Genomic DNA, 23,480 nt, shown 5'->3' on the forward strand with positions numbered 1-23,480 from the left:
CAGGAGGCCCGAGCGCGCTCGATTGGAGAGTGGCCGGGCAGTCCTTCCCGGCGCGCGCAGGGTTGGTGTGGCGGCTGCGCGCGCGGGGGGAATCAAGACCGGCCCGGCCGAAAGCATCAGACGTGGAAGGATTCCCCGCAGCCGCAACGGCCCTTTTCGTTGGGATTCTTGAAGGTGAAGCCCGATTGCAGCTTTTCCTCGACGTAATCCATCTCGGTGCCGAGGATGAACATGGTCGCTTTGGGGTCGATCAGCACGGTGACACCCTTGTCCTCCACGACCTCGTCGAACTTGCCGCGCTCGTCGGCATATTCGAGGGTGTAGGAGAGGCCGGAGCAGCCCTTGGTGCGCACGCCGATGCGGATGCCGACCGAGGGCTTGCCGCGCTTCACCAGAAGGGCCCGCACGCGCTCGGCTGCCGCTTCGGTGATCGTAATTGCCGTCTTGGCCATGGTCGTCCGGTTCCTGCGTTCGTCCTTGGCCCTACTCCGCGGCCTTCGCCTGGCGCTTGGCGCGGTAGTCGTTGATCGCCGCCTTGATCGCATCCTCGGCCAGGACCGAGCAATGGATCTTCACCGGCGGCAGCGCCAGGTCCCGGGCGATCTGGGTGTTCTTGATCGTCTCGGCCTCGTCCAAGGTCTTCCCCTTCATCCACTCGGTCGCGAGCGAGGAGGAGGCGATGGCCGAACCGCAGCCGAAGGTCTTGAACTTGGCGTCCTGGATGATGCCCTCCGGGGAGACCTTGATCTGCAGCTTCATCACATCGCCACAGGCCGGCGCGCCGACGAGCCCGGTGCCGACATCGGCGGCGTTCTTGTCGAACGAGCCGACATTCCGCGGGTTGTTGTAATGGTCCAGAAGCTTCTCGCTGTATGCCATGTCACATCCACTCCTCGATAGCGGTTTGGCGGCGGCCGCAGTTCAATGCGCCGCCCATTTGATGTTTTTGATGTCGATGCCCTCTTGCACCATTTCCCAGAGCGGGCTCATCGCCCGCAGCTTTTCCACATGCTCGACGATCTCTTCCACGGCGAAGTCGACTTCGGCTTCCGTGGTGAACCGGCCGAAGCCGATCCTGAGCGAGGTATGCGCCAGATCCTCGGTGACGCCGAGAGCGCGCAGCACGTATGAGGGTTCGAGCGAGGCCGAGGTGCAGGCCGACCCGGAGGAGACCGACAGGCCCTTGATCCCCATGATCAATGACTCGCCCTCGACATAGGCGAAGCTGATGTTGAGGTTGCCCGGCACGCGCTCATCGAGATCGCCATTGAGGTACACCTCCGGCAGCCGCGCCGTGATCGCCTCGTAGAAGCGATCGCGCAACCGGGTGAGCCGCTCGGCCTCCGCCGCCATCTCGCTAAGGGAAATGGCGCAGGCCTCGCCCAAGCCGACGCAGAGCGGCGTCGGCAGCGTGCCCGAGCGCATGCCCCGCTCCTGGCCGCCGCCATGGATGAGCGCCTGCAGGCGCACCCGCGGCTTGCGCCTGACATAGAGGGCGCCGATCCCCTTCGGGCCATAGATCTTATGGCCGGAAATGCTCATGAGGTCGATCCCCATCTGCTCAACGTCGAGCGGGATCTTGCCGACCGCCTGGGCGCAGTCGGTGTGGAAGAGTGCGCCCTTCGCATGCACGATGCGGCTGATCTCCTTCAAGGGCTGGACCACGCCGATCTCGTTGTTGACGCCCATGATCGACACGATCGCGGTCTTGTCGGTGACCGCCTTCTCCAGCTCGGACAGATTCACGAGACCGTTCTGATGCACCGGCAGATAGGTGACCTTGAAGCCTTCCTGCTCCAGATGCCGGCAGGAATCGAGCACGCATTTGTGCTCAGTCAGCAGGGTGACCACGTGGTTGCGCTTGTCCTTGTAGAAATGCGCCACGCCCTGCAGCGCCAGATTGTTCGACTCGGTGGCCCCCGAGGTGAAGATGATCTCGCGCTCGTCGGCGCCGATGATGCCGGCCACCTGCGCGCGGGCCTTCTCCACCGCCTCTTCCGCCTCCCAGCCGTAGGAATGGCTGCGGCTATGTGGATTGCCGAACTTCTCGACGAAATACGGCAGCATGGCCTCCAGCACGCGGGGATCCATCGGCGTGGTCGCCTGATAGTCGAGATAGATCGGCCGCTGCGGGCGATTGTCGCCGGCGCGCGCCGTCTTCGTCTGAGTGGCCGACTGGACCGGAGTCACGCTCTCGATGCTCACCTTCATACCCTCCAGGCCGCCGGCGTCACGCCGCGGCCAGCTTCGTCCTGTTGCGCGCGTGGAACGCGCCCCATGCCTCGATGAACCGTTCGATGTCCAGGGCCAGGCTCCGCCAACCGAGGCTGACGCGAATGGCGGAACCGGCTTCGTCGGCCGCAACACCCATCGCACCCAGCACATGGCTCGCCCTGACCTTGCCCGAAGAGCACGCCGCACCGGCGCTGACCGCGACACCGGCGAGATCGAGCGCGATCACCAGCGTTTCGGCCGCCGCACCGGCAACGCCGATGCAGCTGGTATTGGGTAGTCGCGGCGCCGCCTTTCCGTAGATGCGGGCCTCGGGGACCGCGCGCAAGGCCCGGCTCTCCAAGCCGTCGCGCAGCGAGGCCACACGCTCGATGCCGGCCAATTCGGCTGCAGCCGCGGTGCCGGCCGCGGCGAAGCCGGCGATGCCGGCGAGGTTCTCGGTGCCGGCGCGCCGCCCGCGCTCCTGGCCGCCGCCGCCGAGACGCCGCGTGAGCTCCACCCCATCGGCCACGATCAGCGCGCCCACGCCTTGCGGGCCGCCCAGCTTGTGCGCCGACACGCTCATGAGATCGACGCCGAGCCCCCGGAAATCCACCTTCACGCGCCCCGGCGCCTGCACCGCATCGGTGTGGACGAGCGCGCCCGCGCCGTGCGCGATCTCGACCACGCGGCCCAGCGGCTGGAGGACGCCGGTCTCGTTGTTGGCGAGCATCACCGAAACCAAGGCCGGGGCCGGATCGGCGCCGAGCAGCTCCTCGAGCGCGCCCAGATCGACGAGCCCGTCGCCGTCGACCGGCAGGAGCATCGCGCCCGCTCGCGCCTGGCGAATGGAATCATGCTCGACCGCGGAGACCAGCACGCGGGCCCGCCCGGTCCCGTTGAGCGCCAAATCGTTCGCCTCGGTGCCCCCGGAGGTGAACACCACCTGGCTCGGCCGCGCGCCCACCAGGGCGGCGACGTCCTCGCGCGCCTCCTCGATGAGGCGCCGCGCCTGGCGGCCGAACCGGTGCACCGAGGACGGGTTGCCGCATACCTCGAGCGCGCGGCCGATCGCGGCTGCGGCCTCGGGCCGGAGCGGGGCGGTCGCGTTGTAGTCGAGGTAGGTGGCGATGGACATCGGGGCCCCTGACCTATTCCGCCGCCACGGCATCGCCGGAAACGGCTTCGCCGAAGCGCGGCCGGATCACCCCGGAGGTGCCGAGCACCCGGTTCTCGACCACGTCGGCGATCGATACCGAGCGGAGATAAAGATGGATCTGGTTGCCGAGCTCTTCCCACAGATCATGGGTGAGGCAGCGTCCCTTGTTCGACTTGCAGCCGCTGGGCGATCCCACGGCGCAACGGGTGGCGCGGATCGGCTCGTCGACGGCAAGGATGATGTCGGAGATGCGCAGATCCGGCGTGGCGCGGCCGAGCAGATAGCCCCCGCCGGGCCCGCGCACGCTGCGCACGAGGCCGCCGCGGCGCAGCTTGGCGAAAAGCTGCTCCAGATAGGACAGCGAGATCTCCTGGCGCTCGGCAATGTCGGCGAGCGCCACCGGACTGCCCTCGCTGTGCCGGGCAAGGTCGACCATCGCCATCACCGCATAACGGCCCTTGGTGCTGAGTTTCACGGCGTCAATCCTCCCGACTGACCGGGCAAGGCCGGCACGCGCCGGCATCGCCCATCTTGGTCTTCATAGGTCCCACCCATGGCGGAACGCGCGATCATGGTCATGCCTCCGGGGCATGCTCTGGGGCGCGATCCGGCGCTCGCTCGCGTCGGCGCTCGCCGCCCTGCTCCAGCTCCTCGATCCGGGCGCGAAGCTGCAGCATCTCGCTCAACAGGCCGTCGATGGCGCGGGCGACCGGATCGGGCAGATCGGCGGTCGGCGTTCCATAGGCGACGAATTCCGGCGCCTTGTCGCGCGCCCGGGGCAGAACCTGCCTGGCCGGGATGCCGACCATGGTGACCCCCGGCGGCACATCCTTCAGCACCACCGCATTGGCGCCCACGCGCGCACCCGCACCGACCGTGATCGGCCCCAGCACCTTGGCGCCGGCACCGACGATGACGCCGTCCTCCAGGGTCGGATGGCGCTTGCCCTTGTGCAAGGCCGTGCCGCCCAGGGTGACACCCTGGTAGAGCGTCACATCGTCGCCGATCTCGCCGGTCTCGCCGATGACCACGCCCAGGCCGTGGTCGATGAACAGCCGCCGGCCGATGCGAGCCCCGGGGTGGATCTCGATGCCGCTGATGATCCGGCCGATATAGGCGATGCAGGCGGCCATGAGCCGCCAGCCCCGCGCCCAAGCGCCATAGGCCAGGCGGTGGAGCACGACGGCATGAAAGCCGGGATAGCAGAGAATGACCTCGAGCCGGGTCCGCGCTGCCGGGTCGCGGACGATGATCGAGTCGATGTCCTCGCGGAGCTTCTTGAAAATCATAGGTTCTGCTGTGGTAACATGGGTCGCGGACGATGCCGGCAGCGCCGCGGTCTGCCATGGGGTGCCATATAGGTTTCCCGAGTAAATAGGTCAAGTATTTTCGCGGGGCGCTGCCTTGGTCTTGAGAATAATATCCCATATGTCAAGTAGGGTATCGATCGGCGAGCGCAGAGACTGGACGCGCTGATGCCAGAAATCCTCATCAACGGGCCGGAGGGCCGGCTCGAGGGTCGCTATCTCCACAGCAAGTCCGCCGGGGCGCCGATCGCGCTCATGCTGCACCCGCACCCGCAATATGGCGGGACGATGAACAACAAGGTCGTCTACACCCTTTATCAAACCTTCGCGCAGCGCGGGTTTTCCACGCTTCGCTTCAACTTTCGCGGCGTGGGACGCAGCCAGGGCACCTTCGACCGCGGCGAGGGGGAGCTGAGCGATGCCGCCTCGGCCTTGGACTGGCTGCAGAGCTACAACCCCAACGCGACCGCCTGCTGGATCGCCGGATTCTCCTTCGGCGCCTGGATCGGCATGCAGCTCCTGATGCGCCGGCCCGAGATCGCCGGCTTCATCTCGGTCTCCCCGCCGGCGAACATCTTCGATTTCAGCTTCCTCGCCCCCTGCCCCGCCTCCGGCATGGTCGTGCACGGCACCGCCGACGAGCTAGTCACGGCCGAGTCGGTGCAGAAGCTGGTCGACAAGCTCTCCTCCCAGCGCGACATCACCATCTCCCACGAGGTGATCAAGGAAGCGAACCACTTCTTCCACGGCAAGACCGACGCCCTGTCGAAGGTGGTGGACCGCTATTTGGCCCAGATGCTGGAAAAGCAGCAGGCGCCCGCCGCCCGCTGAAGCGGTGCCGGCGCCGTTGAGGCGTTGTCCCGCCCTCGAAGCCCGTGGTAAATGCGCCCCCGCACCTCCTGCGAAGGCATCCGGCCATGAGCGCGCCCAAGAGCGAATTCCTGCGCACGATGATCGAACGCGGCTTCTTCCATCAGGCGACCGACCTGGAAGGGCTGGATGCTGCCATGCAGAGGGGCATGGTCACCGCCTATATCGGCATCGACTGCACTGCCGATAGCCTGCATATCGGCAATCTGGTGGGGGTCATGGTGCTGCGCCACCTGCAGCGCGCCGGGCACCGGCCGATCTCGCTCATCGGCGGCGGCACCACCAGGGTCGGCGACCCCTCGGGGAGGGACGACAGCCGGCGGTTGCTGAGCGAGGCCGACATTGCCCGGAACGCCGCAGGCATCCGCCGCAGCTTGGCGAAGTTCATCCGCTTCGGCGCCGGCAAGACCGATGCCTTCCAGGTGAACAACGCCGACTGGCTCGACAAGCTCGAATACATCGCGTTTCTCAGGGACTATGGCCGGCATTTCTCGGTCAACCGCATGCTGAGCTTCGATTCGGTCAAGCTCCGGCTCGAGCGCGAGCAGCCGATGAGCTTCCTCGAGTTCAACTACATGATCCTGCAGGCCTATGATTTTCTCGAGCTCGCCCGGCGCCATGACTGCCGGCTGCAGATGGGCGGCTCCGACCAATGGGGCAACATCGTCAACGGCGTCGAGCTCGGCCGCCGCGTCGACAATCGCGAGCTCTTCGGCTTGACCACGCCGCTCATCACCACGACGTCGGGCGCCAAGATGGGCAAGAGCGCCGAGCGGGCAATTTGGCTCAATGAAGATCGCCTGAGCGCCTATGACTACTGGCAATACTGGCGCAACACCGAGGATGCCGATGTCGGCCGCTTCCTCAGGCTCTTCACCGAGCTGCCCTTGGCCGAGATCGGCCGCCTGGAGCAGCTCCAGGGCCAGGAGATCAACGAGGCGAAGAAGGTGCTGGCCTTCGAAGCGACCGCGCTTTGCCACGGACGGGCGGCGGCGGAAGCGGCCGCCGAGACCGCGCGCCGTACTTTCGAAGAGGGTAGGTTCGGCGAAGATCTGAAGACCGGCTTGATTGCGGAAGACCAACTCAGAGGCGGTCAATCGCTCATACTTCAGCTCATGGCCCTCGAGCTCACCAAGAGCACCAGCGAAGCTCGGCGGCTCGTCCGATCCGGTGCGGTGCGTGTCAACGATCAGCAAGTCACGGACGAACTGCGGAAGCTCACCCTCGATGATCTCAATCCTGAAAACGTGATCAAGCTATCAGTGGGAAAGAAGCGGCATGCGCTGCTTCGCGTCGGCGTTATTGGACCGGCTCGTGCTTCGACAAGCTCAGCATGAGCCTACTCCTTGGTGCCATGCGCAAGACTGGCTCATCCTGAGGAGCGCCCCGCCGGGGCGCGTCTCGAAGGACGCACGCCGGCCATGCAGGAGAATCCTACCAGGCTAGCGCGTGGTGCCTCCCCGCTCGGCGCCGTCACGGAGGTCGTTGGCGATGCCTTCGGCTGAACCGAAGAGCCGCACGAGATCCCTGAGGAATCCAGGCGCGATCGCGGTCAGCGGTTTTACCGTCACGTCCGGCTCCTGCAGCGACCCGTTGACGACGAAATCGACGGCGAGGAATCCCTCGCTCTTCACGCCGGTGATGATCCTGCCGATGAGCGGAATGGCGCCCAGGATCTGGCCCAGGCCATAGGCGGGAACGAGGGTGCCTTCGAAATGCACCTTATCGCTCGCGCGCTCGATCTGGCCTTTGCCGGAAAGGCCGAGCGCCGGGCCGTAGGCGCCGAAATCGGCGAGCGAGACCGTGCGAGCATCCTGGCTCAAGGTGCCACCCACGCGCGAGAAGCCGATCCCTTGCCCGGACAAGGCCTCGAGGAGGCCGGTCAAGGAGGCGAGAGAGGCGATGCGCGCCAGGACCGGCGCGCGATTGGCGGTGACGTTGCGGATGTCGAGAGTCCCTTGAAACGGCAGCCCGGGGGCATCGATGTCGCAGCTCCCCTCGAGGCTGAAGCTGCCGCCGGCAAGATTGTCGAGCACGCCCAATCCGGCCAACAGCGCGCCGGCATCGGGCGCGGTGAGCTGGAAGGTCTGGCCGCGGTCCTGGCCGGAAAGCGCCAGCTTGAAGCTGCCGGTAGCCCCGGCGACACCGTTGGCGCTGATCGTGCGCCAGACCTTGCCATCGGAAGTCAGCATGGCGCTCGCATGATTGATCGCGTGCTTCGGCAACACCATGAGGCGGTCGACCGCGATGGCGATCTGCAGGCGCGGCCCCGTCTTCTCGGCGCTGCTCGGCCTGGTCTCGTCCTCGAACAAGGGCCGGAGATCGAGGCTCGGGCCGTTGAGCGTGGCGACGTATTCACCCTCGTGCTGCTGGGCGATCACGGCGGCAAGATCCGTCTCGCCGCGCCGCACGCGCTCGATGGTGACGGTCTCGATGGCGCCGCCGGGACCAAAGGAGACTTTGCCGGCCGTCTCCAGAGCGCCGGCGCGGATGCGAATGGGCTCGATCCGCGTCACGCGATCGCCGTCGATGAAGAGGGTGAAGGATGCGCGCCCCTCCTTCAGGCTCGGCTCGCGCCAGCCCAGCTCCGGGACGGCGACGGACGCGCCGGCGAGATCGAGGGCCACCTCCACTTTGATCGGCTCGCCCGAAGGCTGGGCCAGGTGCACTTCGGCGGCGACCGGGCCCTGCAGATAACCTCCCGTGCCGAACCCGAGCCGGGCGCGCCCGCCATCGTCAATGCGCCCTTTGAGGTCGATGCGCCGCCGCTCCCTGGCGGAATTCGCGAAGTTCTCCCGCCAGGCGAGGCTGACCGGGGTGCCGGCGAGCTTCGCATCACCGCTCACATCCATGCCCTGGCCATCCAGGCGCAGACCCAAGACGCCGTCGCTCAACTGCCAGTCGCGCACCACCTTGGGGACGACGACCTCGCGCATATTGGCGGCGGCCGCCAGCGCCACCTGTTCCAAGGTCAGCCGCTTGATCAATGGAAAGCGGAAGACCAGCCTGACCGCGACCCGGCCTTGCACCTGCGAGATGTCCAGGCCGAGCTTGCTCGGGTAGCCCAGGGGCTTCTGATCCAGCACCTCGAGGGTGTCCTTGAGCGGCCCCTGGAGCACGATCTCGATCCCCGCCTGCTGATCGGGCTCGGCAAGACCGGTGATCGCCACCGTCGAGGGACCGAGCCGCAAACCCTTGAGCACGCCGGTATTGAGCTGGATGTCGAAGCGGTCGTTGGAGAAGGTGGCGCTGCCGCCGACGCCGCCGACCGGCGGCAAGGGTGCGAGATAGCGAACCGTGATGCCATCGAAGCTCATCGCCCCGGCGATCGATCTCAGCACGAACGAACCCGGCTCGAGGTCCCTGACCTGGCCGATGATCCTGGCATGCGCCTCGTGCAGCATGCCGCCCGAGAGGTTGGCGAGCACCCATTGGCGCGCATTGCTGCCGACGCGCTCCGGCCACCAATCCTTGAAGGCGTTCGTCGGCATCTCCTCGAGCGCGGCGTCGGCCTCGAGGAGACCCGGCCCTTCCAGCCCGACCAAGCGGCCGCTTGCCTTGAGCTTGGGCCCGCCCAAGTCGACATAAAGCCGATCCAACCGAAGCGTGTGCGTGGCGCTCTCGTAGCCGAGACCGAGGTTCACAGCCTCGACCGGCAGGTCGCCGCCGTAGAGTTCCGGCAACGCCAAGCGGCCGCGCCCGCCATTGAGGTCGAGACGCGCGGAGAGGAGATGCTGGCCGGCATCGAAGCTGACGCTGGCCGACCCGTCGATGAGCAGCTTGACCCGGCCCACGGGCTCGAGCGCAGGAAGACGTGCCGCGAGGAAGGCTGGATCCATGCCGCGGAAGGTGGCGCTCGCCTCGGCCTCGCCGGTGGCGCGGCGATAGCGCCCGCCGCCCTGCACCGGCACCAGCTGCCCGCCGATGTCGAGCTCGCCCCTGATCCAGGCTGAGATGCCCTCCTCGTCGCGGGCGGCATCCAGATCGAGGCTGGGCGCCCGCCAGGCGAGGCCGCTGGCGCGGTCCTCGATCGCGAGCTCGCCATCGACGATCTTGAGGCGGTTCAGCAATCCGGCGGGGGAGTTCTGTCCCGGCGGGGCCAGGAGACTGCCGAGAAGGCCGCCGGCGGCGCTTTCGGAGTCCAGGCCAGCCTCATCGCCAAGGCCCAGCTTCAAGGAGCCGTCTACCTCCCGCACCAGCCTCAGGCGCGGTCCCAGCATGTCGATGCCGGTTGGAGCCACGACCCCGTGCAGGAGCGCGCTCAGGCTCAAGCGGATGGCGAGCGCCGGCACCGCCGCCACGGTCTTGCCGTCGGCGGCGAGCGCGCGCACGTCGCGGACGCGAAGATCGACGGAGCGCTCCCAGCTCGCCCAGACCAGCTCGGTGCCGCCGACCTTGGTGGTGAGCGAGCCGTCCGGAGCGGTCAGCGCCGCTTCGATGAAAGGCGTCAGAAATCCGAGATTGATCGGCCCGGCCGAGAGCCGCCACAGGACGAGCGCGGCAACGATCATGACGCCGGCCAGGATTTCGGCCGCGACTACGCCCGTGCGCCGGATCACCGGCCGCCTCGCTGGTACCGGGGCCGGCTTCGTATTGTCAGGCGCGGCAGCCTCGCTTTGCTTGACCTCACCCCGCGCGCTCCCGCACCTTGACCGAACCCGAACCGCCCCATGTCCACTTTACTCCGAGTCTCCCCACGAGAGGAATTCCCCGAGCCGGCCGATCCGCAGGCCGCCGCCGTCGGCTTGGAGCGCTGGCGCGAGCGCGCGCTCGAATCGGATGGCGAAGCGCGGCAGGCGACGCGCTGGGTCGAGGATCTGATCGCCAGCGCCTCCGGGCGGCGCATGCTGGCGGCGGTCTTCGGCAACAGCCCGTTCCTGACCGAATGCTTGCTGGCCGAACCGCCTTTCCTGCAAAGGCTGCTCGAGGACGGCCCGCAAGCGACCTTGGCGCGGCTCTTGGGCGAGATCGAGCAAGGCACCCCCGGGCTCGACACGCCCGACCTCATGGCAAGGCTCAGGATCGCCCGCCGCCGCACCGCCTTGACCATCGCGCTCGCCGATCTCGCCGGCGCCTGGCCGGTCGAAGAGGTGACCCAGGGATTGAGCCTGTTCGCCGACCGCGTGCTCGAGGTCACGGTCGATCACGTTCTAAGGCAGGCGCATGCCGCCGGGCGGCTGCAGCTGGCCGATCCCCTCAGGCCGAGCGCGGGATCGGGCTTCTTCGTGCTCGCCATGGGCAAGCTCGGCGCCCACGAGCTCAACTACTCGAGCGACATCGATTTGATCGTCCTCTACGACAGCGCGCTTCCCGCCTATGGCGAGATCGACGATCTGCAGGCGCGCTTCGTGCGCGCGACCCGCGAGCTCGTCCGCATCCTCGAGGAGCGTACCGCCGAAGGCTATGTCTTTCGCACCGACCTCAGGCTTCGCCCCGACCCGTCGGCGACGCCGGTCGCCCTCTCGGTCGACGCGGCCGAGGTCTACTACGAGAGCCTCGGCCAGAACTGGGAGCGTGCCGCCATGATCAAGGCCCGGGTCGCCGCCGGCGACAAGCCGGCAGGCGAGCGCTTCCTCAAGCATCTCCGCCCATTCATCTGGCGGCGCAGCCTCGACTTCGCCGCGATCCAGGACATCCACTCGATCAAGCGGCAGATCTATGCGCACCGCGGCGGCCGCGACATCAGCCTCAATGGCCACAATTTGAAGCTCGGCCGCGGCGGCATCCGCGAGATCGAGTTCTTCGCCCAGACCCAGCAGCTCATCTGGGGCGGGCGCGACCCAAGGCTGCGAGCGACGGCGACCTGCGCCACGCTCGAGGCCCTGGTCGAGGCCGACCGGGTGGAGGCGAAAGCCGCCGCCGAGCTCATCGAAGCCTATCGCTACCTGCGCAAGGTCGAGCACCGCCTGCAGATGATCGGCGATGCCCAGACCCAGACCTTGCCCGAAGACGATGCAGGGATGCGCCAGCTCGCGGTCTTTCTGGGGTATCCCGATGCCGCCTCGTTCGGCCAGGCGCTGCTCAAGAACCTGCGAACCGTCGAACGCCACTACGCGCATTTGTTCGAGGAGGCGCCCAGCCTCAGCACGCCGGGCAATCTGGTCTTCACCGGCGCCGACGATGATCCCGGCACGGTCGAGACCCTCCGCTCGCTCGGATATCGCGACACCTCCATGGTCTGCCAGACCGTCCGCGGCTGGCACCATGGACGTCATCGCGCCACCAGGAGCGAGCGGGCGCGCCAGCTCCTGACCGAGCTCATGCCGGCGCTCATCGGCGCGCTCGCCAAGACCGCCGATCCCGATGCGGCGTTCCTGCGCTTCGATGAGTTCCTGTCGCGGCTGCCGGCCGGCGTCGCCCTCTTCTCGCTCTTTCATTCCAATCCGGGCCTGCTCGGGCTCATTGCCGAGATCATGGGTGCGGCACCCAGGCTGGCCGAGGCCTTGAGCCGGCAACCGGCGCGCCTCGATGCGGTCTTGAGCGAGCAGTTGGAAGCCCTGCAGCCCGCCGCTCCCCAGCTTCGCGCCGACCTCGAATCGATGCTGACCCAGGCCCGCGACTACGAGGACATGCTGGATCTGTCGCGGCGCTGGCTCGAAGACCGCAAGTTCCGCCTCGGCGTCCAGGTGCTGCGCGGCCTGATCGATGCGGAAGCGGCCGGACCCGAGCTGGCCGATCTCGCCGAGACCGTGGTTTCGGTCTTGATGCCGCTCGTGGCCGGGGCCTTCGCCGAGACCCACGGCCGGGTTCCCGGCGCCGACATGGCCGTGCTCGCCTTGGGCAAGCTCGGCGGCCGGGAGATGACGATCGCCTCCGACCTCGATCTCATCTTCGTCTATGACGCGGCGGTCGACGTCGAATCCGACGGCCCGAAGCCGCTGCTCGCCGGGCAGTATTTCGGCCGGCTCAGCCAGCGCCTGCTGGCCGGGCTCTCGGCCTTGACCGCGGAGGGCCGCATGTACGAGGTCGACATGCGCCTCCGGCCGTCGGGCAGCAAGGGACCGATCGCCTCCAACCTCGAAGGCTTCGTGCGCTACCATGACGAATCCGCCTGGTCCTGGGAGCACTTGGCCTTGACCCGCGCCCGGCCGATCGCCGGACCCGAAGGGCTGCGGCAAGCGGCGACGGCGGTGATCAAGGACGTGCTGACCCGCCGGCGCGATCCCGACAAGCTCATCATCGACGTCGCCGACATGCGCCAGCGCATGGCGAAGGAGCAGGCGCGCCCAACCGGCACCATCTCCGATTGGGAGATCAAGCATCGCAGCGGCGGGCTGGTCGATGTGGAGTTCATCGCCCAGTATCTCCAGCTCCGCCACGCCCATGACCATCCCGAGGTGCTGGCGACCAACACCACGGTGGCGCTTGAGAAGCTGGCGGAGGCGGGCCTGATCGCCAAGCGTACCGCCGCCGAGCTCATCCGCGCGACCGGGTTCTGGCGCCGGTTGCAAGGCCTGTTGCGGCTGACGGTCAGCGGCGAGCCCGAGGATCGGACCATTCCCGACGGCGTGAAAGAGGCCCTGGCGCTGGCCGGCGGCGCCGCCGACTTCGATCGCCTGAAGAGGGAGATGAGCGATGTCGCCCGGCGCGTCGGCCGGCACTATCAGCGGCTGATCGAGGCGCCGGCGGCAAAGCTGGCGGAGAAGCGAAAGAGCAAAGGAGCAACTGCATGAGCCTCAAGCTTGGCGATAAGGCCCCTGACTTCACCTTGCCCGCCGCGGGCGGCGGCGAGGTGAAGCTGTCGGCGCTCAAGGGCAAGAAGGTGATCGTCTACTTCTATCCGCGCGACGACACGCCGGGCTGCACCAAGGAGGCCTGCGGCTTCCGCGACAACCGGCCGAATTTCAGCAAGGCGAAGGCGGAGGTCATCGGCATCTCCAAGGACTCGGTCGCCAGCCACGACAAGTTCAAGAAGAAATACGAGCTGCCCTTCACGCTGGCATCCGATCCCGAGACCAAGGTGATCGAGCGCTACGGCGCCTGGGTCGAGAAGAGCATGTATGGGCGCAAATACATGGGGATCGACCGCTCCACCATCCTCATCGACGAAAAGGGCGTGGTCCGCGCCATCTGGCGCAAGGTCAAGGTCCCGGGCCATGTGGACGAGGTGCTGGAGGCGGCGAAGGGGCTGTAGCGCCAAGGAAGCCCCCACCCCGACCCTCCCCCGCCTGTGGCGAGGGAGGGAGTCAAGATCGGCCCTGCTCCCTCCCCCATGCGTCAGCGTGGGGGAGGGTCGGGGTGGGGGCTTGGTCGGTGCGTTGTCCCGCCCCGCGCGTGCCCGGGACCGGGACAGTGGGACAGGCCCTACTCCCTCTCGCCGTCCTTCTTGAACGGCGATTCCGTCATCAGGGCGGCGATTTCCGCGGCGGCGTGGCGGCGCTCAACTGCGTGGGCGACCAGGCTCGAGCGTTGCATGAGAATAAAGGAAGTCGAAACTTTGCCGCGGGCGGAACGTGAAGCGCCAAAAGAAAACAATTGAGCAACAGCCACAGATTGAATACAAACACTAAAGCACTCGTAGAGCGACTGTCTCACATGACCCTTGCCGAAGACATCGTGAACGTCGCGCCCGCTCAGCCGCAGCTTAAGCTGATTCACACAACCTTAGTTGCTGCGTTTCGCGCCATTTGCGACGAGGAAAGGCTTGAGCCTTATAGGTGCCCGATAATGGGGACGGATCTCGTGTACCTGTTCTACGGTCGACCGGCGTATCGGCCAGGAGGCTTTGCGCGAACAGAAATCCATCGAGATCTTAGGCCTGTATTTTTCTTGTTTGATGCTGAACTCATAGACCAGTACCACTCCGTCTACCCATGCGACACGGGCGCCCATCATAGGGGCCTCTTTGATGCGCAACTCAGCGGAATTACTCTTTGCCAACTCAACTGTCAGACGATCGAATTTGCCGCGCAACGAGTCGTGGCAAGGTTCTTCCGTTCCAATTTTAATTATTTTTTTGGTCGTGCAACGACATTACTGATACCGCCCGCGACAAATCCCGTCGCTGACGCCTTTCACAAACTACTGACGGCGCCAGGGACTCGGGACCACGATGACCGGTGCCTTACTGTTGAGGTGCAGCGGCCAACAAGCCTTCCTCTACCGGGGCGGTTGCGCGCCCTCTTGCTCCCCGACGACGTCGCAGCCGAAATGGCTGCAAGAGTGCAGCTATTCGAATCAAACGGCGTCGATGTGCAAATATATCATCCACAGGCGATGAGCAACCCATCGAGGATTGTTGAGCAGCAGTTCGAGCGAATTGCGAAAATGCAGGATATTCAGTAATGGCAGCGGAATACAATCTGGCTGGGTACGTTAATGCGCGTGGAAAAATACCAGCAATCTTCGTTCCAGTATTTTCCGCTCGCGAGAATAATGATTCTTTCATTCAAGCTTGCGGTATTGATAATACGATAATTGATTTTGACGTCTTAGTTCCCAACGATTGGGAATGCATTGAAAGCCAAGGCGCTCCACTCGAAACGCCGGTGGTGACCCCCGGCGAAGAAATCCTTTGTTGGGTAGCGCTCGAAGAGAGACCCAGAGGGCACCTGGTTGGTCGGTACAAGAAGGTACAGAGTCAGCTGCTCACGCGTCGGAGCCTGATCGCGCGGATAGATAGCCCCTTTGAGCGCCTGGATTTTGCTCAACTGGCGGGCGATCCAGCGTGGTTTGAGGAAGAGGGTGTCGAATGCGAACGAACGTTGGTGACGGGGGGAGCTAGCCGGCGCCTCAAGTGGTTGCAGGAAGCAATCCTGCAGAGCCGTGCTCTTTTTGCTCTGCACGCAATATTGAGACAGCGAGGTCTTCCTTCCGCAGCCCGGCATCAAGTTGCGACAAACCTGAGCCTGTTCGTGACCGACAAAGCAATCACCTTCAACCAATCTAAGTTGACGAGCGCGCTTGGACACGCGCCCCTCCAAGAGGATGACCTACAACGATTTCATACATTTCTTCAGACCGACTTAGTTTGTTGCTACGCTCGTCGGAGAATTCTCGCCGATCCTACTACAACGAGCGTGACCGCAACATCGGCGCGGACCGAGCCCCTTGTCTCTGCGCCTCCAAGTCCCATTGTCGCTCCGCCAGCCGTTTCCAGCGGTTGGTGGCGCGCCGCTTCTGATCTAGACGAGGATCAAACGCGAGCGTTTCGGTGGCCTTTGGACGGGAACTATTTGCTAGTCGGTCCCCCCGGGTCAGGGAAGAGCAACATACTCGTCCTTCGAGCCTCGTATGTTGCCTCGACAGGACAGAGCAACGTGCGATTGCTTACCTACACGAGAGTGCTGAGAGAGTTCATAGCAAGCGGGTGCGGAGATTACATAAACTTTCCCGAAGATCAGGTGATGACCATAGCGGGTTGGATAAATCAATTCCTTGACGAGCGCGGTTTTCCCCGGCCTGACACACGAGATTACGATGAGCCTGCAGCTTGGGCGGCAAGGCTGTTAGCTCTGAAGGAAGCCGCCGAAGGAGTTAGCGATTATTACGACTCCCTCATCGTCGATGAGGTCCAAGATCTTCCGGGCGAAGTGCTGACAATCATGAGTCGGCTCACAACTCGATTGTATATGGCAGGAGACGTACGCCAGCGTATCTTTGAAAAGGACGCAAAAGATAGCGGAATTAGAGCTGCTGAGAATATCGCCGATGAGGTGGTTCGGCTCCGTTGGCACTACCGAATCGGACCAGCGATTTGCAGGTCCGCGGATCGTATTCTGCCATCAGAGGAACCGCTTATTGACACATGCAAGTACAATTCCGCTCTCGGCTCGCGAGTTGAGGTCCATCAAGGCGCAAACCTGGAATCCCAGTGTAGTCTACTCGCTCGCACGCTCGACACTCAGCTGCGAACGTATGGCAATGAAGCACTTGGAGTCATAACTGGCCGCCGTGAGACCCGCGACTTCATCAACACGTATCTGAGTGACACTCCGCTGGGAACTCAGACAAAAGTGATGTCTTCGGGTACGGATGAACCATGGTACGATCCCGTGCGTCCAATTTGCATAATGACCATTCAAGCAGCAAAGGGTTCCGAGTTTCGCGCCGTACATTGGGTTCAGGCAGATGACACTCCGTACTTCACGCGGGAAAAGGCGTACGTAGTCTCGACTCGCGCGAAGACTGCCTTGGACGTGTATCATTCAAGGCCACTGCCTGCGGTGCTGAACTCGGCTTTTTCGCAGCTGCGCCCACCGAGGTCGCCCTTCTGATGCCTTCAATCGACATTCGGCAGCGCAAAGTCCCTAAAGATCAGCTGATCTCTATCCTTCGGGATACGGAGGTCGGATGGCGCGAATCCCACGTCACCCCGACTTCGGCGCTCGATCCGAAGAGCGGCGAAGTAACGCTGGTCTACACGGCGAATGGTTTCCATCGCCCGTTCTTAATGATTGTCCCGACCTCGGACCAACGCGACATATTGGCCCGCATAAGCACGTTTGGTGCTGATGTAGCGCCCCTGAGCCAATGGATGAGAGTCGTTACTTCGGACTGGGCTCGACGGCTCTTGAATGATTCGATCAGTCCCAGCTTTGGGAATTTAGCGCCAGCTTGGGTAGGCGCGATATTAGGCGAAGTGCTAATCCGCGAACCGGTCGAGCTCACCGAGATCCCGATCAGCTGGGTGCATGCGACTTACGGCTATTCGGTCGCCCGCTTCCGCGCCCTCTGGGGGGACATACGATCTCCACACAAAATCGTCGACGACATCATCGCCGGGCGTTTGCTCCTAAGAGCAGAATCCTTACGTCCCCCGGAGGGGCTTGCAGCCATCTGGTTCCACTTGCTTGACCTCCAATCAGGCACGGGCGTTTCGCTGGTATCGCCGACGTCCGAGCAGGAAATCATTCGTTCTGCCCTCACCGAGATTCAAGGCTCGGGGACCATCAGCGAAAAGTCGGTCGAGCTGATGGCGCGTGAAGCGCCGGACCTACGGGACCTTTCTGTAATTGAGACTATTGGCGCTGAAGATCGCGTGCGCTTGTTTGATCGTTTCGTCGAGGTCTTGCGCGAGATGACTGGGCGCAGAGAGGCTAAAGGTCGAGAGCTGCTGCGCTTTGCCATTGGCTATCTCGTCGGGCGCATCGGTGCTGGCGAGACGAATCTAAAGTTGCTGAATGTGATCAGTCGGAATGAACCAGCAACTATGGTGTGGGCGACAACTTTGCCTGCATTATTCCGCCCATTTCCATGGGGTCGAGCATTTGATGGACTTGGTCGCTTAATTCTTCGGGACCTATTGGCCCCATTGCACCCAACAGATATTCCTGTCGCGGACATAAGTCTCGATGAACTGCGAGTGATTGTGAATCCGCAAGTTGACTATAAGCGACTTCCGTTTCGCACTTGCCAACGCGCATTTGCGCTCGTTGAACTCGCGCCAGGTGTATCGCATGCTATGAGTCTCCAAGGCACGATCAGGCATCCGCGCGCTAGCAACGTTAGTTCATCGACCCAGACGCCCCTTCTTCCGAACATTGAGAACCGAGAATTCGCGAATACACCAGGCAACGGATATGACCTGCAGGCGTTTCTGGCCGACTTACAGGACGTCATACAGCGCGGCTTGGACAGGGTTTCGGGTGGCCAAGCGCCCCAAGGCTTGAAATACCCGAAAAAGAGAGCAACCCATCAACGGCGCCCGTAGGTGCTTGGCTCGTTGGTATTTAACGCATCGGCTTCACCCTACCTGCCAACTGATCCGCCGCGGCCGCGATGGCCGATGCTTTGGCAACGTCAATCTCCTGGGCCGGAACTGAGGGGACAACCAGCTGAGACTTCGCAGCTAGCTCACCCCCTACTCTGCCTCGCCGTCCTTCTTGAACGGCGATTCCGTCATCAGGGCGGCGATTTCCGCGGCGGCGTGGCGGCGCTCGCGGCTGAGATAGGTCTCGATCGCTTGGCGCAGTCCGGCATCGGCGATCCAATGGGCGCTGTAGGTCGCGGACGGCAGGTAGCCCCGTTGGATCTTGTGACGGCCTTGCGCGCCGGCCTCGACCCGCTTCATTCCGTGCTCGATGGCAAAGTCGATGGCGCGGTAGTAGCAGGCCTCGAAGTGCAGGAACCTGTACTCGCCGTTGCAGCCCCAATTGCGGCCATAGAGCGTGTCGGCGCTGCGCAGATTGAGCGCGCCGGCGACGAAGCGGCCGCCGGACTCCGCCAGCACCAGGACCACCCGGTCGGCCATGCGCTCGCCCAGGAGCTGGAAGAACGACCGGGTGAGATAAGCGTGTCCCCATTTGCGGTCGGTGGTGTCGGTATAGAAGCCGTAGAAGGCATCCCAGTGCCTGGGCTCGAGCTGGGAGCCGGTGAGCGTCTTGATGGCGATGCCGCCGGCAACCGCCTCGCGGCGCTCCTTCCTGATCGACTTCCGCTTGCGGCTCGAAAGCGCGCCGAGGAAGTCATCGAAGCTGGAATAGCCGTGGTTCTCCCAATGGAACTGGTAGCCGATGCGCTGGAGCCATCCGGCGGCGCCGAGCCGGCGCCACTGCTCCTCTTCGGGAAATGTCGTATGCACCGAGGAGGCGCGCCGGCGGCGGGCCAGCTCCTCCGCCGCCTCGATGAGCGCCCGCTCCACCTGATCGCGCTCGGCGCCGGGACGCACCAGGAGCCTCGGGCCGGCGACCGGGGTGAACGGCACCGCCATCTGCAGCTTCGGATAGTAGCGGCCGCCGGCGCGCTGATAGGCTTCGGCCCAGGCGTGGTCGAAGACATATTCGCCGTAGGAGTGGCTCTTCAAATACAGTGGCGCCGCACCCAGCATGCGCGCCTGCTCGTCCTCGACCACCAGATGCTGCGGCAGCCATCCCGTCGTCGCCGCAACCGAGCCGCTCGCCTCCAAGGCATCGAGGAAGCCATGGGAGAGGAACGGGTTGTCGGCGCCGGCGCACTCATCCCACGCCGCCGGATCGATCTCGGCGATGCCGGGCACGACCTTGACAGTGAGGGGACCGCTTCCGTCGGGCATGGCCTGCCTTGAGCGTTGGCGCGCGGGCGGCCGGCTACAGCGCCAGCTCGAAAGTGCCCTCGACCTCGGTTGCCACACCCAGCGGCAGCGCGTTGGTGCCGACGGCGACGCGGGCGTGGCGGCCTTGCTCGCCGAAGACCTCGACCATCAGGTCGGAGGCGCCATTGATTACCTTGGGTTGGTCCTTGAAGCCGTCGATGCATTGCACGAAGCCGACCAGCTTCAAGACCCGGCCGATGCGGTCGAGATTGCCGCCGCAGGCCGCCTTGGCCTGGGCGATCAGGTTGAGCCCCGAGAGTCGCGCCGCCTGGGCGCCCTCCTCGACCGTCAGATCCTTGCCGATGGTGCCGAGGAATCGGAGCTCGCCATTCCAGACCGTGATCTGTCCCGCGACGAACAACAGCCGGCCGGAGACGGTATAGGGCACATAGTTCGCCGCCGGTGCCGCCGCCTTCGGCAGCTCGATGCCCAGTGCCTTGAGCCGCGCCTCGATGCGCCCGCCCGTCGCCGCGCTTGCATCCGCCATTCAAGGTCTCCTACCGCTCCAAGGGTTGCTTTAGGCAAACGATAGCCGCAGTCGAGCGGAAAGGGCCAGGGCTCCCGCACCTTCCGCCAGCCGGTGCCGGCAAAGCCGGTAAAAATGTCTCTGTTGCGGCGCCGAAGCTTGTCCCTTAGCTTCCTTTCCGATCCGAAACCGGAGGCCCCATGCCTGATACGGCGCTTACCAACTCTCCCATCGTCGCCCGCTACCGCGAGCGCACGCCCGGCTCCGCCACGCTCGCCGCCAGCGCCGGCACCTGTTTTCCCAGCGCCATCACCCATGACTCGCGCTATCTCGAGCCCTATGCGGTCTATATCGATCGGGCCTTGGGCGCCCATAAGTGGGACGTCGACGGCCACGAGTATGTGGACTATTTCGGCGGCCACGGCGCCCTCATTCTCGGCCACAACCACCCCGCGGCGCAGAAGGCGGTGCACGCCCAGGTCGACAAGGGCACGCATTTCGGCGCCAGCCACGAGCTGGAGGTGCGCTGGGCCGAGCTGGTGAAGGAGCTGGTGCCGTCGGCCGAGCGGCTGCGCTTCACCTCGTCCGGCACCGAGGCGACCTTGATGGCCTTGCGCCTGGCGCGCGCCTATACCGGGCGCGCCAAGCTGGTGCGCTTCATCGGCCATTTCCACGGCTGGCACGACCACATGACCTCGGGTGTGGCCAATCACTTCGACGGCTCGCCGACGGTGGGCGTGCTGAAGGGTGTGGCCGAGCCGGTCCTGCTCGCGCACGCCGGTGACGAGGCCGGAACCCGCAAGCTGATCGAAGCCAATGCCAAGGACATCGCCGCCGTCATCATCGAGCCGACCGGCGGCTCCTTCGGCCGCATGCCGCTCAAGCCGGAGTTCCTCACCTTCCTGCGCAAGATCACCCAAGAGAACGGCATCCAGCTCATCTTCGATGAGGTGGTCTCCGGCTTCCGCGTCGCGCCCGGCGGCGCCCAGGCGCATTTCAAGGTGACGCCGGACATGACCTCGCTTGCCAAGATCCTGGCCGGCGGCCTGCCCGGCGGCGCCGTCGTCGGCAAGAAGGATCTGTTCGACAATCTCGATTTCGCCGCCGCCAAGGCGAAGAACGGCGAGAAGATCAACCACCCCGGCACCTTCAACGCCAACCCGCTCTCGGCGGCGGCCGGCATCGCCACGCTCAAGATCATCAAGGAGACCGATGCCTGCGCGCGCGCCGCGAAATATGCCGACAAGCTGCGCAAGGCGCTCAACCAGGTGATCGCCGATGCGGGCGTGCCCTGGGCCGCCTACGGCACCTTCGGCGCCTGGCACCTCTTCACCAATCCCGAGCGCAAGCCCATCGATCCCTTGACGTTCGACCCGTTCGCGCAGCCGGAATCCACATACAAGTCGCAATGGAGCCCGACGATCGTGCACAAGATCCGCCTCGGCATGCTGATCCACGGCGTCGATGTCAGCCCGTCGCCGGGCGGTCCGGTCTCCGCCGTGCATAGCGACGCCGATCTCAACAAGACGGCGGACGCGATGAAGGCGACGCTCAAGATGCTGAAGGACGAGGGCGAAATCCGCCTCTAGGGGGCGATCCGTGCCGCTCGCGAAGGAGCTCCGCGATTCCTTCGAGAATCGCGCGCTTCTCTACTGGCACATCTATGACGAGCTCGAGACCGAGCTCGGCCCCGAGCGCGCCGAGAGGACGCCGGACGCGGTCGCCGATCGCTTCCTCGCGGCGAGCCCGGATCAGGGCCGTCTGTTCCCGACCGAAATCGTCCGCCGTGACGGCGAAGTCCACATCAAGGTCACCTCCTGTCCGCTCAAGGACGCTTGGGCCGAGGCGGATCTGCACGCTCAGGATCTCGCCGCCATCTGCCGTATCGCCGGCCGCTTCGACAACGGCCTCTTCGGGGCGTGCGGCATTCGCTTCGCCGCCGACACCTGGCAGCCCGGAGGCACCGGCTGCTGCCATCTGCATCTCCGGCCGTAGCGACGCGGCAAGCAGCGAACTTGGCCGCTAGGTTCGGAGCGCCTGCGGCAGGCCGTGCTCGAAGCAGTAGTAGAGCGTCTGAAAGCCGGAGCGCAGCGCCGCGGCGCGGGGCTTGATGGCCTCCGGGCTCTCGCCTTCGACCAGGATCTTGGCGATCATGGCGGCGATCTCGTCCATCTCCCTCTCCATCATGCCGAGCCGGGTCACCTCGATGGTGCCCAGGCGCAGCCCGCCCGGATAATCCCAGTCGCCGGGCTTGTCGTCCGGGATCAGGTTCTTGTTGGTGATGATGTCGGCGCGCTCCAAGGCCTGTGCGGCCTTCAGCCCGCGACCGAACCCGCGCACATCGGCGATCGCCTGATGGGTCTCGGTGAAGCCCTTATGCGCGCCCAGCATCGGGATGCCGCGCTCCGATAAGCCCCGCGCCAGCGCCTTGGCATTCAAGACGATCTGCGCCATGAAGCGATCGGCGAAGGCCAAGGCCTCGGCGGTCGCCAGCGCCAGGGCCGCCACCCGGTTCACCTGATGGGTCGCCGCCCAGACCGGAAACACCGCATGGGTCACGGCCTCGGTGAGCGCCGGGTCGTCCCAAAGCAGGATGCCCGATTGCGGCCCGGCGAAGGTCTTGCCGGCCGATCCGGTCATGATGTCCGCACCCTCGCCCAACGGATCCTGGAACTGCCGGCCGCCGATGAGTCCGAGCTGGTGGGCGGCGTCGAAGAAGAGCCGGCCGCCCCAGGGGGCGAGGATCTCCTTCATGCCTGCGACCGGCTGCGGGAACAAGGTCATCGACAGGCCGAGGGCGACCAGCACCGGCTTCTCGCGCAAGGCCGCCAGGCGGAACGCCTCCATATCGACGACGAGCTCATGCGGGTCGATCGGCAAATCGACGACCCGGCGGCCCATGGCGCCGGCAGGTCCGTCCATGCGGTTGGAGGAATGGCCGCCCACGGGCTGGGTTGCCGCCATCACCGTGTCGCCGGGCTTGGTCAGGCCCGTATACACCACCGCATTGCCGATCATGCTGGCGCAGAGACGATGGTCGGCATAGTTGCAGCGGAAATGCCGCTTCAAGAGCTCGACGCAAAGCGCTTCGACCTCGTCGATGTGGCGCGTGCCGGCGAACCACCGATTGACCCGTCCGATATGGCCCTCGGCCGCTCTGGTCCCGATCTCGGCGGCGAGCAGCGCCCGCACGCCCGGGCTGGTCGGCGCCTCCGGGGCGAGAAGATTGATGCATTGCCGTCCCCGCCATTCGGCGTTGCGGTCGACCGCTTCGACGATCGCCCTGCCCATGGCTTCGGCATCGCCCGCGGCATCGAGGATCCGACGCGCCTCGGCCAGAACGTCGGGATCGTGCACCTCGATCCGGTTCGCAAACCGCGCCGCCGCTTCCGTCATCGGAGCCTCCCCCACAAATCCGGGACCAAGGCTAGCGTGCAATCGGCAAAAAGAAATTGC

20 protein-coding genes are annotated in these 23,480 nt (G+C 65.1%); 9 read left to right on the plus strand and 11 right to left on the minus strand.

The window, feature by feature from the left end:
* Nucleotides 1-116: 116 nt before the first annotated feature.
* From HY058_05130 to cysE, 6 genes are all read right to left on the minus strand, one after another.
* Complete coding sequence (locus tag HY058_05130; protein MBI3496667.1) at nucleotides 117-452, minus strand: iron-sulfur cluster assembly accessory protein; 336 nt, start codon at nucleotides 450-452, stop codon at nucleotides 117-119.
* Nucleotides 453-483: 31 nt separating this feature from the next.
* Nucleotides 484-879, minus strand: a complete 396-nt coding sequence (gene iscU, locus HY058_05135; protein ID MBI3496668.1) for a Fe-S cluster assembly scaffold IscU — start codon at nucleotides 877-879, stop codon at nucleotides 484-486.
* A gap of 42 nt (nucleotides 880-921) precedes the next feature.
* Complete coding sequence (iscS, locus tag HY058_05140) at nucleotides 922-2,211, minus strand: IscS subfamily cysteine desulfurase (protein MBI3496669.1); 1,290 nt, start codon at nucleotides 2,209-2,211, stop codon at nucleotides 922-924.
* Between the two features lie 19 nt (nucleotides 2,212-2,230).
* The gene (locus HY058_05145) at nucleotides 2,231-3,349 is read right to left on the minus strand and encodes a cysteine desulfurase (protein ID MBI3496670.1); all 1,119 of its coding nucleotides are present in this window, start codon (nucleotides 3,347-3,349) and stop codon (nucleotides 2,231-2,233) included.
* 13 nt (nucleotides 3,350-3,362) lie between these two features.
* Entirely contained in the window at nucleotides 3,363-3,845 is a 483-nt protein-coding gene (locus HY058_05150; protein MBI3496671.1) for an Rrf2 family transcriptional regulator, read from the minus strand.
* Nucleotides 3,846-3,945: 100 nt separating this feature from the next.
* Nucleotides 3,946-4,659, minus strand: coding sequence for a serine O-acetyltransferase (gene cysE / locus HY058_05155; GenBank protein MBI3496672.1), 714 nt, complete (start codon nucleotides 4,657-4,659; stop codon nucleotides 3,946-3,948).
* Nucleotides 4,660-4,845: 186 nt separating this feature from the next.
* Here cysE and HY058_05160 point away from each other — a divergent pair, with 186 nt between their 5' ends.
* The gene (locus HY058_05160) at nucleotides 4,846-5,508 is read left to right on the plus strand and encodes an alpha/beta hydrolase (protein MBI3496673.1); all 663 of its coding nucleotides are present in this window, start codon (nucleotides 4,846-4,848) and stop codon (nucleotides 5,506-5,508) included.
* Nucleotides 5,509-5,594: 86 nt separating this feature from the next.
* The gene (locus HY058_05165; protein ID MBI3496674.1) at nucleotides 5,595-6,884 is read left to right on the plus strand and encodes a tyrosine--tRNA ligase; all 1,290 of its coding nucleotides are present in this window, start codon (nucleotides 5,595-5,597) and stop codon (nucleotides 6,882-6,884) included.
* Nucleotides 6,885-6,989: 105 nt separating this feature from the next.
* Here the strand turns inward: HY058_05165 and HY058_05170 are convergent, their stop codons facing one another.
* Nucleotides 6,990-10,106: an AsmA-like C-terminal domain-containing protein gene (locus HY058_05170; protein MBI3496675.1), complete on the minus strand. Its 3,117-nt coding sequence runs from the start codon at nucleotides 10,104-10,106 to the stop codon at nucleotides 6,990-6,992.
* Nucleotides 10,107-10,217: 111 nt separating this feature from the next.
* On the opposite strand from HY058_05170, the gene HY058_05175 reads away from it, so the two are divergent.
* The gene (locus HY058_05175; GenBank protein MBI3496676.1) at nucleotides 10,218-13,220 is read left to right on the plus strand and encodes a bifunctional [glutamine synthetase] adenylyltransferase/[glutamine synthetase]-adenylyl-L-tyrosine phosphorylase; all 3,003 of its coding nucleotides are present in this window, start codon (nucleotides 10,218-10,220) and stop codon (nucleotides 13,218-13,220) included.
* Complete coding sequence (bcp, locus tag HY058_05180; GenBank protein MBI3496677.1) at nucleotides 13,217-13,681, plus strand: thioredoxin-dependent thiol peroxidase; 465 nt, start codon at nucleotides 13,217-13,219, stop codon at nucleotides 13,679-13,681. The genes HY058_05175 and bcp overlap by 4 nt, the downstream gene beginning before the upstream one ends.
* A gap of 170 nt (nucleotides 13,682-13,851) precedes the next feature.
* Here bcp and HY058_05185 read toward each other — a convergent pair whose 3' ends face one another.
* Nucleotides 13,852-14,145, minus strand: a complete 294-nt coding sequence (locus HY058_05185; GenBank protein MBI3496678.1) for a hypothetical protein — start codon at nucleotides 14,143-14,145, stop codon at nucleotides 13,852-13,854.
* 84 nt (nucleotides 14,146-14,229) lie between these two features.
* On the opposite strand from HY058_05185, the gene HY058_05190 reads away from it, so the two are divergent.
* The 3 genes from HY058_05190 to HY058_05200 are packed head-to-tail and all read left to right on the plus strand — an operon-like array spanning nucleotide 14,230 to nucleotide 18,199.
* Complete coding sequence (locus HY058_05190; GenBank protein ID MBI3496679.1) at nucleotides 14,230-14,832, plus strand: hypothetical protein; 603 nt, start codon at nucleotides 14,230-14,232, stop codon at nucleotides 14,830-14,832.
* Entirely contained in the window at nucleotides 14,832-16,763 is a 1,932-nt protein-coding gene (locus HY058_05195) for an AAA family ATPase (GenBank protein ID MBI3496680.1), read from the plus strand. The genes HY058_05190 and HY058_05195 overlap by 1 nt, the downstream gene beginning before the upstream one ends.
* Nucleotides 16,763-18,199, plus strand: coding sequence for a hypothetical protein (locus HY058_05200; protein MBI3496681.1), 1,437 nt, complete (start codon nucleotides 16,763-16,765; stop codon nucleotides 18,197-18,199). The genes HY058_05195 and HY058_05200 overlap by 1 nt, the downstream gene beginning before the upstream one ends.
* Before the next feature lie 150 nt (nucleotides 18,200-18,349).
* Here HY058_05200 and HY058_05205 read toward each other — a convergent pair whose 3' ends face one another.
* On the minus strand, nucleotides 18,350-19,519 hold the full coding sequence (locus tag HY058_05205; protein MBI3496682.1) for an N-acetyltransferase: 1,170 nt from the start codon (nucleotides 19,517-19,519) through the stop codon (nucleotides 18,350-18,352).
* A 34-nt stretch (nucleotides 19,520-19,553) separates the two neighbouring features.
* Entirely contained in the window at nucleotides 19,554-20,045 is a 492-nt protein-coding gene (locus HY058_05210) for a RidA family protein (GenBank protein ID MBI3496683.1), read from the minus strand.
* Nucleotides 20,046-20,224: 179 nt separating this feature from the next.
* Here HY058_05210 and HY058_05215 point away from each other — a divergent pair, with 179 nt between their 5' ends.
* The gene (locus HY058_05215; protein ID MBI3496684.1) at nucleotides 20,225-21,613 is read left to right on the plus strand and encodes an aminotransferase class III-fold pyridoxal phosphate-dependent enzyme; all 1,389 of its coding nucleotides are present in this window, start codon (nucleotides 20,225-20,227) and stop codon (nucleotides 21,611-21,613) included.
* A gap of 10 nt (nucleotides 21,614-21,623) precedes the next feature.
* Nucleotides 21,624-22,019 (plus strand): L-2-amino-thiazoline-4-carboxylic acid hydrolase, encoded by a 396-nt coding sequence (locus HY058_05220; GenBank protein MBI3496685.1) that lies wholly within the window; start codon nucleotides 21,624-21,626, stop codon nucleotides 22,017-22,019.
* A gap of 27 nt (nucleotides 22,020-22,046) precedes the next feature.
* Here HY058_05220 and HY058_05225 read toward each other — a convergent pair whose 3' ends face one another.
* A complete protein-coding gene (locus tag HY058_05225) occupies nucleotides 22,047-23,420 on the minus strand; it encodes a serine hydroxymethyltransferase (GenBank protein ID MBI3496686.1) in 1,374 nt (457 codons plus the stop codon).
* Nucleotides 23,421-23,480 lie beyond the last annotated feature (60 nt).

It is taken from the genome of Pseudomonadota bacterium (assembly GCA_016195085.1).
Classification (GTDB): domain Bacteria; phylum Pseudomonadota; class Alphaproteobacteria; order SHVZ01; family SHVZ01; genus JACQAG01.